Source organism: Alcanivorax sp. (assembly GCF_014762765.1).
Classification (GTDB): domain Bacteria; phylum Pseudomonadota; class Gammaproteobacteria; order Pseudomonadales; family Alcanivoracaceae; genus Alcanivorax.
In genome coordinates, this window is the sequence record NZ_JABURH010000016.1 from 1 (window position 1) to 8703 (window position 8703).

Consider the following 8703-nt stretch of genomic DNA (forward strand, 5'->3'; position numbering starts at 1 on the left):
TAACAGTTAAGAGTGAACAGTTAACAGCGAAACCCCATCTGAAACCCTGTGGGAAATCATGCTTGCATGATGAATGACGTCGGCACCGGTCGTCTTCGTGATGCAAGCATCCCTTCCCACAGAACACCACTCCTCGAAATTTGAGATCTCATGGCCCGAAAACGCAAGCAGTTACCGGAAACCCCGGAGCCCGCCAGCATTGAATCGCTCAGCCACGACGGCCGCGGCATTGCCCGCCGTGATGGCAAGACCACTTTTATCGACAACGCCCTGCCCGGTGAAGAGGTGATGTTCAAGTTCACCTACATGCGCCGCAAGTTCGACGAGGGTAAGGCGGTGGAGATCGTGCGCGCCTCCCCGGATCGGGTCGAGCCTCCCTGCCAGCACAGCACCCTGTGCGGTGGTTGCAGCCTGCAGCACATGAACCCGGACGTGCAGATCGCCCGCAAGGAAGCGGTACTGCGCGAGCAGCTCCAGCACTTTGGCGGCCTGGAACCGAAAGAGTGGCTGCCGCCGCTCGCCGGCCCGGTGACTGGCTATCGCAGCAAGGCCCGCATGGGCGTGAAGTACGTGGAAGCCAAGGACGAAACCCTGGTGGGCTTCCGGGAAAAGCGCAACAGCTTCATCGCCCAGCTGCAGCAGTGCGAAGTGCTGATTCCGTCCGTGGGCCATCGCCTCTCCGATCTGCGTACCCTGATGCACGGCCTCAAGAGCCGCAGCCGCATCCCGCAGATCGAGCTGGCCGCCGGCGATGACGACGTGGCCCTGATCATCCGTCACCTGGACCCGCTGCCTGATGAAGATCAGCAGGCCTTCCTGGATTTCTGTCAGCCGCTGGGCTGGCACCTGTACCTGCAACCGGGCAACGAGAGCACCGTGCACCGCATCTGGCCGGCCCTCACCGGGGCGGAGAATGAGGAGCGCCTGTACTACCGCCACCCCTCTGCCGATGTGGAGCTGGCCTTTCACCCCACGGATTTCACCCAGGTGAATGCGGAGATCAACCGCAAGATGGTGCCCTTGGCACTGGACTTGCTGGACATCTCCCCGGACGACACCGTGCTCGACCTTTTTTGTGGTCTGGGCAATTTCACCATTCCGGCAGCCAAGCGGGCCGGCAAGGTGGTGGGGGTGGAAGTCAGCAAGGCCATGGTGGAGCGTGGCTACGAGAATGCCCGCCGCAATGGCCTGGAAAACCTGGAATTCCACGCCTGGGATCTGAGTCAGGATGTGGCCGGCCAGAGCTGGGCCAATCGCAAATATGATCGTATCCTGATTGATCCACCGCGCACCGGCGCGCTGGAAATGGTGAAGTTGATGCCCCGCTTTGGTGCGAAGCGGATCGTCTATGTATCCTGCAACCCGGCCACATTGGCCCGCGATGCCGGGGAACTCACCGCCCTGGGTTACCGTCTCAAAGCGGCGGGTGTGATGGACATGTTCCCCCACACCACCCACGTGGAATCCATCGCGGTGTTCGAGAAGAAATGACGTGAGCGGTTGGTGCCTGGCTCGCCAGGCGCCAACGCGGGTGGCTTCAGTCTTGGCTCGCCACCTAAACCAGAAGGAAAGCACATGGTAACGGTACGCCGTCCCACAGAAGGCACCACCGGTCACTGGCGTGACTGGCTGGCGAACCTGGACACCCGGGCCCCGGTACGCAACGGCGAGGCACTGGAGCAGGCCTGTGAGCGGGCGGAACAGTGCCAGATGGCCGGGGAAGCGGCCGGTCGCCACTGGCCCTATGGCAAGGGCTGCCTGGATATCGGCCTGGAAATGGCCGAAGTGCTGGTTGACCTGGGCGCCGATACCGATGTGTTGCCCGCAGCCATTCTCTACCGCTCCGTGCGCGAAGGGCAGATGTCCCTGCCGGAAGTGGAAAAGGAATTTGGCCCGGACGTGGCCCGCCTGATCGAAGGCGTGCTGCGCATGGCGGCCATCAGCACCAACCTGAACCCCACCCGCAAGGCGGTGCTCGGCCAGCAGGACGGCCAGCTCGACAACATGCGCAAGATGCTGGTGGCAATGGTCGACGACGTGCGCGTGGCCCTGGTGAAGCTGGCCGAGCGGACCGTAATCATCCGTGCCGTCAAGGAATCCGAGCCCGAGCGCCAGCGCAAGGTGGCCCAGGAAATCTTCGACATCTACGCGCCCCTGGCCCACCGGCTGGGGGTCGGGCAGCTCAAGTGGGAGCTGGAAGACCTGTCCTTCCGCTACCTGCAACCCGGCGCCTACAAGAAGATCGCCAAACTGCTGGACGAAAAGCGCCTGGCCCGGGAACAGTACATCGACAATGTGCTGGAGCAGCTGCGTGGCTACCTGGAGAAAAACGGCATCCATGGCGCCGAAGTCCACGGTCGGGCCAAGCATATCTACAGCATCTGGCGGAAGATGCAGAAAAAGCACCTGGAATTCGGCGAAGTCTATGACGTGCGCGCCGTGCGGGTGCTGGTGCCGGAGCTGCGTGACTGCTACGCCACCCTGGGCATCGTCCATTCCCTGTGGCAACACGTGCCCAAGGAGTTCGACGACTATATCGCCAGCCCCAAGGCCAACGGCTACCAGAGCCTGCACACGGCGGTGGTGGGCCCGGAACGCAAGATGCTGGAAGTCCAGATCCGTACCTTCAACATGCACGAAGAGGCGGAGTTGGGCGTCTGTGCCCACTGGCGTTACAAGGAAGGCGCCAAGAAGGGCAAGAGCGGTGTCAGCGACTACGAACAGCGGATTGCCTGGCTACGCCAGGTACTCGAATGGCATGAGGAGCTGGGCGAGGACAGCCCGGACACCATGGTGGACGAGCTGCGCCATGGCCTGGTCAGCGACCGGGTCTATGTGTTCACCCCGGATGGTCACGTGGTGGACCTGGAGGCCGGCGCCACCCCGGTGGACTTTGCCTACCATATCCATACCGAAGTGGGGCACCGCTGCCGGGGGGCCAAGATCAACGGTCACATCGTGCCGCTGAACTACACCCTCAACACCGGCGAGCAGGTCACCATCCTCACTGCCAAGGAGGGCGGCCCCAGCCGCGACTGGTTGACGCCGTCACTGGGTTATGTGGCTACCTCCTCGGCGCGGGCGCGCATCCACCAGTGGTTCAAGCGCCAGGATCGAGATGTGCACATCACCCAGGGCAAGGCCATGCTCGAAAAGGAGATGTCCCGCCTGGCCCTGGAAAAGGTGGATCTGGATACCCTGGCGCCGCACCTGAATCTGAAGACCGGCGACGATGTGCTGGCGGCCCTGGGGGCCGGTGACCTGCGCCCGGGGCATGTGGTCAACCAGGTCCAGTCCCTGCAGCCGGACGACAGCCAGCGGGAGCTGGACCTGGTGCTCTCCAAGCCCAAGGCCTCGAAATCCGGCGATGTGACCATTCAGGGCGTGGGCAACCTGCTGACCCACATGGCCGGTTGCTGCCAGCCGGTTCCCGGCGACCCGGTGATGGGGTTCATTACCCACGGCCGCGGTGTCACGGTGCACCGGGCCGACTGTGAAAAACTGCTGGCCATGCAGGGCGATGACCCCAACCGGGTCATCGAAGTCACCTGGGGCGAAGCGGACCGCATCACCTACCCGGTGGATATCTTCCTGCGCGCCTGGGACCGTCAGGGATTGCTCAAGGACGTGATCGCGGTACTGGCCAACGAAAAGGTCAACGTCACCGCCGTTCACACCCAGTCCCACCAGGACGACAACACCGCCACCATGCTCCTCACCCTGGAAATCGCCACCCTCGGCAACCTGGGCAAGGTGCTGGCCAAGATGGACCAGCTCAAGGGTGTGCTTGAGGTGCGGCGCTACAAGAAATAGTGGCAAGTTGAAAGTTTCAAGTTGCAAAGCGCGCACCAGTGGTTGTGCCAGATGATGCCTCCTGAGCCGCGACGTTGCCATTTTGGCGTAGCGGCGCGGCTCCGGCGGTATTCGTGAGGCAATTGGCCGAATTCGCGCCTTGCAACTTTTAACTTGAGACTTGCCTCTCTCCCTTCCATTTCTTGGCAATAAGAGTAGAGGAAAGCATGCCTAACATCGAAACCCTGCTGTCAATCATGTCCCGCCTGCGCGACCCGGAGTCCGGCTGCCCCTGGGATATGAAGCAGGATTTCGATTCCATTGCCCCCTATACCATCGAGGAAGCCTTCGAGGTGGCGGAGGCCATTGCCCAGCAGGATTACCCGGAGTTGAAGGAAGAGCTGGGGGATCTGTTGTTGCAGGTGGTGTTCCATTCCCAGATAGCTCGGGAAAAAGGCCTGTTCGACTTCAACGACGTGGTTCAGGTGCTGTGCGACAAGATGGTGCGCCGCCACCCCCATGTGTTCGGCGAGTCGGACGCCGCCGACGAAGCCGCCGTGAAGGACAACTGGGAGGCCATCAAGCAACAGGAGAGGGCGGCCAAGGGCCGGGCCCATGACAGCGCCCTGGATGGCGTCCCCGCCGGCCTGCCGGCCCTGCAGCGGGCAGCTAAAGTCCAGAAGAAAGCCGCCAAGGTAGGCTTCGACTGGCCGGAAACACCCCCGGTACGCCGCCAGGTGGACCATGAACTGGCGGAACTGGATGAGGCCATGGCCAGCGGCGAGCGGGCCGCCATCGAGGATGAATTCGGCGATGTGCTGTTCACTCTCGTCAACCTGTCCCGCCACCTGAAGCTGGACCCGGAACAGGCCCTGCGCAAGGCCACCGCCAAATTCGAACGCCGCTTCCGCCAAATGGAGCAGGACCAGCCCGAACCGCTAGACACCCTCGACGACGACGCCCTGGAAGCTGCTTGGCAGAAAGCGAAATCAGTTGACAGTTGATAGTGGACAGTTGACAGCTGCGCGGAAACCCTGAGTGTTTATCTGAAACGTAAGAGGCCGCGCCCACCACTTGGACGCGGCCTCTTACGTTTCAAAACCTGACCAGCCATTTTCGCGACGCTGTCAACTGTCCACTATCAACTGTCAACTGGAGAAAGTTCCCGCTGAAATAAAAACTTCACATTAGAGCAACTTTTCCGTCACGCTAACTCCCCATACTGCGCCACCAAGCAGTAAACGATACCTCCGAACGACGAGGTCTCATTCACGCTGTTGCCTTGCATACAAATATTGCCTGATTGAAGGAGTGTTGGAATGAAGAAGAACTTGCTTGCGATCGCTGTGGGGGCCGCTGTTGCATTTCCTGGCCTGGCTCTGGCTGACGGTCCGACTGTATACGGTAAAGTGAACGTTTCCCTGGAAAACTCTGACGTTGACGACGGCACCACCAGCGAAGACACCTGGGAGCTGAACAGCAACGCATCCCGTCTGGGTGTGAAGGGTGATTTCGACCTGGACGTGGCCAACCTGAAAGCCATCTACCAGGCTGAATTCGAGATCAGCGTGGATGACGGCGACAAGAGTGGCCAGACTTTCACCCAGCGTAATATCTTCGGTGGCCTGGAAGGCTCCTTCGGTACCATCAAAGCGGGTAAGTTCGACACCCCGACCAAAAAAGCACAGGGTAAAATCGACCAGTTCAACGATATCGGCGGTGATATCAAGAATGTCCTGGCCGGTGAAAACCGTGTTTCCAACATCATTCAGTACAGCACTCCCAAGCTGGCGGACATGATCACCCTGAACCTGGCGTTCATCCCGGCTGAAGGTGACGACGTGGATGCGGATGGCGAAGCGGATACCGATATCGCTGACACCACTTCCATCTCTCTGGTTGCCGAAAAAGACATGTTCTACGGCGCCATCTCCCGCGATACCGACATGGTTGACGAGTTGGTCGCTGACAGCACCGGCATCGAAAGCCTGGACATCACCCGCGTTGCCGCTGGCCTGAAGCCGGGTAACTTCGAGCTGGGCGCCCTGTACCAGCTGGCTGAAGAAACTGAAGGCGAAGGCGAAGATAGCTCCATCGTTGTCAGCGCAGCCATGAAGATCGACCGCGTAAAACTGAAAGCCCAGTACGGCATGACCGACGGCGATCAGTCTGACGAAGAAGTGACTCAGGTGAGCCTGGGTGCAGACTACAAACTGGCCAAAGCCAGCAAAGTCTACGCCTACGGTACCCAGCTCGAGTTCGACCTGGCTGACGAAGAAGAGACCATCTTCGGCATCGGCATGGAACACAAGTTCTAAATAAGAATAAGGCCGGCGGGGGCTTGCTCCCCCGGCCAAGCTTTTCCTCGACGCAAGTGACAGCTGCCCGCCTTATGGCGGGCTTTTTTTTGTTGGCGAAACCAAACAACGCAGGGGCTCCCGTAGGGTGCACTGAGCCTGGGGCGAACTGCACCAATCCAATGCCGGGCCGGTGCAGTTCGCTTGAGCTCAATGCACCCTACGGATTCGGCCAGGCCGGCGTTAAATCCGTCTCCGCACAAAAGTTAACCGCAGACTCACATCTCCTTGTTCCCCGGACGTTTCCTCGACAGTTGTGGGAAGCGATGCTTGCATCGCGAAAGGGCCGGCGAGACCGTCGTTATTCGCGATGCGAGCATCGCTTCCCACAGTAGAAAAGTCAGGGGTAATGCACCCTACTAATCCGGCTAGCTGCAGGCGCTGCCGGGATTCCCCGGCAGAGCGCGCTGTACCATCCAGCAATGGCATTAACCGCTTTTTTTGGCCGGATCATGGCATCCTCTTTGCACCTCTGCTATCAAGAACACTCCAAGTCAAAGCGCCAGGACGAGGTCACGGATGAAACAGACGCATTACCACACCTGCAACCTCTGCGAAGCCATGTGCGGCATCGAGATCGAGCATCGCGGTGACGAGATTCTGGCCATCCGTGGCGACAAGGACGACCCGTTCAGCAAAGGCCACATCTGCCCCAAGGCCGTGGCCCTGCAGGACCTGCACCACGACCCGGACCGCCTGCGCCACCCGGTGAAACGCACCGCCGATGGCTGGGTGCCAATCAGCTGGGACGAAGCCCTGGACGAAACCGCCCAGCGGCTGCACAACATCCAGGAAGCCCACGGCAAGGATTCGGTGGCCCTTTATTTCGGCAACCCCACCGCCCATAACCACGGGGCGCTCTTTACTCTATTGCCGTTCGTGAAAGCCCTGCGCAGCCGTCAGCGCTACAGCGCCACCTCCGCCGACCAGCTCCCGCACCAACTGGCCACCTGGCAACTGTTCGGACACCAGGCCCTGTTTCCCATCCCCGATGTGGACCGCACCGACTACTTCCTGATCATCGGCGGCAACCCGCTGGCCTCCAACGGCTCCATCATGACCGTGCCGGACGTGAAAGGGCGCCTGAAGGCCCTGCAGAAACGCGGGGGCAGGGTAGTGGTCATCGACCCGCGCCGCACCGAAACCGCCAAGGTCGCCGACGAACACCACTTCGTGCGCCCCGGCACCGACGTCTACCTGCTGCTGGCCATCGTCCAGGTGCTGTTCGAAGAGCTGCTGGTAGCCCCGGGCCAGCTGGACAAGATTCTCGATGGCAAAAAGGACCTGGCCCGCCTGGTCGCCAACTGGAAACCGGAAAAGGTAGCAGACACCGTGGGCCTGCCCGCCGATGCCATCCGCAAACTGGCCCGCGACATCGCCGCCGCTCCCCGTGCTGCCATCTACTCCCGGGTCGGCGTTACCACCAGTGCCCACAGCACCCTTAGCGCCTGGCTGGTCTATGTGATCAACATCCTCACCGGCAATCTGGACCGGGAAGGCGGCGTCATGTTCACCAAGCCCGCCTTCGACATCGTCGCCATCGGTGCCCTCAGCGGCGACACCGGCAGCTTCGACCGCTACCGCAGCCGGGTGCACGGCTACCCGGAATTCGGTGGCGAATTCCCGGTGACCACCCTGGCCGACGAAATGCTTACTCCGGGCAAGGGGCAGGTGAAAGCCTTTGTCTCCCACGCCGGCAACCCGGTGCTGTCCTGTCCCGATGGCCAGAAGCTGGATCAGGCCCTGAGCAACCTGGATTTCATGGTCAGCATCGACTTCTACATCAACGAAACCACCCGCCACGCGGATATCATCCTGCCGCCCACCGGGCAGCTGGAACACGCCCAGTTCGACCCTATTTTCCAGGCGGTGGCCGTGCGCAACGTGGTCAAATTCACCCCGCCGCTGGTGCCCAAACCCGAAGGCTCCCTGCACGACTGGGAAATCCTCAACGGCCTCACCACAAGGCTCAATCGCCTGCGCGCCCGGGATCGCAAAACCCGCCTGCAAATCGCCGCCACCGACCGCTTTGTCCGTAAACTGGGCGATCGTGGCCTGGTGGATCTGGGCCTGCGGCTGGGGCCCTATGGCACCGGCGGCAAGGTGCTGGACGACCTGCGCCGCAACGGTCTGCACTCCCTGCCCAAAGTGGCCTGGAAAGTCCTTAGAGGCGAGCGCAAGGGCCTGACCCTGAAGAAGCTGCTGGCCGAGCCCCACGGCATTGATCTCGGCCCCCTGGAGCCCATGCTCCCGGAGCGGCTGTTCACCCGGGACCAGCGCATCAACCTAGTGCCGGCGCTCTACTTCCGTGCCCTGCAGGGCCTGCCGGCGCCCAAGCCGGTGGAGCCTGACCAGATGCTGATGATTGGCCGCCGCCACATCCGCAGCAACAACTCCTGGATGCACAACAGCCAGCGGCTGGTGAAAGGGAAGGGCCGCTGCAATGCCATGATCCACCCGGACGATGCCAAACGGCTGGCCGTGGCCGACGGTGACGACGTGGTCGTCAGCACCCCCTCCGGCACCATCACCCTGCCAGCCTGGCTCTGCGACG

At 61.5% G+C, this 8703-nt stretch carries 5 protein-coding genes; all 5 read left to right on the forward strand.

Translation table 11 applies throughout. The annotated features are described in order from the left end of the window. Positions 1-150: 150 nt before the first annotated feature. Positions 151-1491: a 23S rRNA (uracil(1939)-C(5))-methyltransferase RlmD gene (gene rlmD / locus HUJ17_RS00515; protein WP_290508867.1), complete on the forward strand. Its 1341-nt coding sequence runs from the start codon at positions 151-153 to the stop codon at positions 1489-1491. An 84-nt stretch (positions 1492-1575) separates the two neighbouring features. Then, positions 1576-3813 carry a GTP diphosphokinase gene (gene relA, locus HUJ17_RS00520; protein WP_290508868.1) on the forward strand — a complete coding sequence of 746 codons (2238 nt, stop codon included), beginning with the start codon at positions 1576-1578 and terminating at the stop codon, positions 3811-3813. 206 nt (positions 3814-4019) lie between these two features. Beyond that, a complete protein-coding gene (mazG, locus tag HUJ17_RS00525) occupies positions 4020-4796 on the forward strand; it encodes a nucleoside triphosphate pyrophosphohydrolase (protein ID WP_290508869.1) in 777 nt (258 codons plus the stop codon). A gap of 315 nt (positions 4797-5111) precedes the next feature. Continuing rightward, positions 5112-6110 (forward strand): porin, encoded by a 999-nt coding sequence (locus HUJ17_RS00530; protein ID WP_290508870.1) that lies wholly within the window; start codon positions 5112-5114, stop codon positions 6108-6110. A gap of 558 nt (positions 6111-6668) precedes the next feature. After that, on the forward strand, positions 6669-8703 hold a 2035-nt coding region (locus tag HUJ17_RS00535; protein ID WP_290508871.1), incomplete at its 3' end, for a molybdopterin-dependent oxidoreductase.

What these genes read in the sequence shown, in the direction of transcription:
- rlmD (WP_290508867.1), top strand. Translation starts at nt 151, where the DNA reads ATGGCCCGAAAACGCAAGCAGTTACCGGAAACCCCGGAGCCCGCCAGC.
- relA (WP_290508868.1), top strand. Translation starts at nt 1,576, where the DNA reads ATGGTAACGGTACGCCGTCCCACAGAAGGCACCACCGGTCACTGGCGT.
- mazG (WP_290508869.1), top strand. Translation starts at nt 4,020, where the DNA reads ATGCCTAACATCGAAACCCTGCTGTCAATCATGTCCCGCCTGCGCGAC.
- HUJ17_RS00530 (WP_290508870.1), top strand. Translation starts at nt 5,112, where the DNA reads ATGAAGAAGAACTTGCTTGCGATCGCTGTGGGGGCCGCTGTTGCATTT.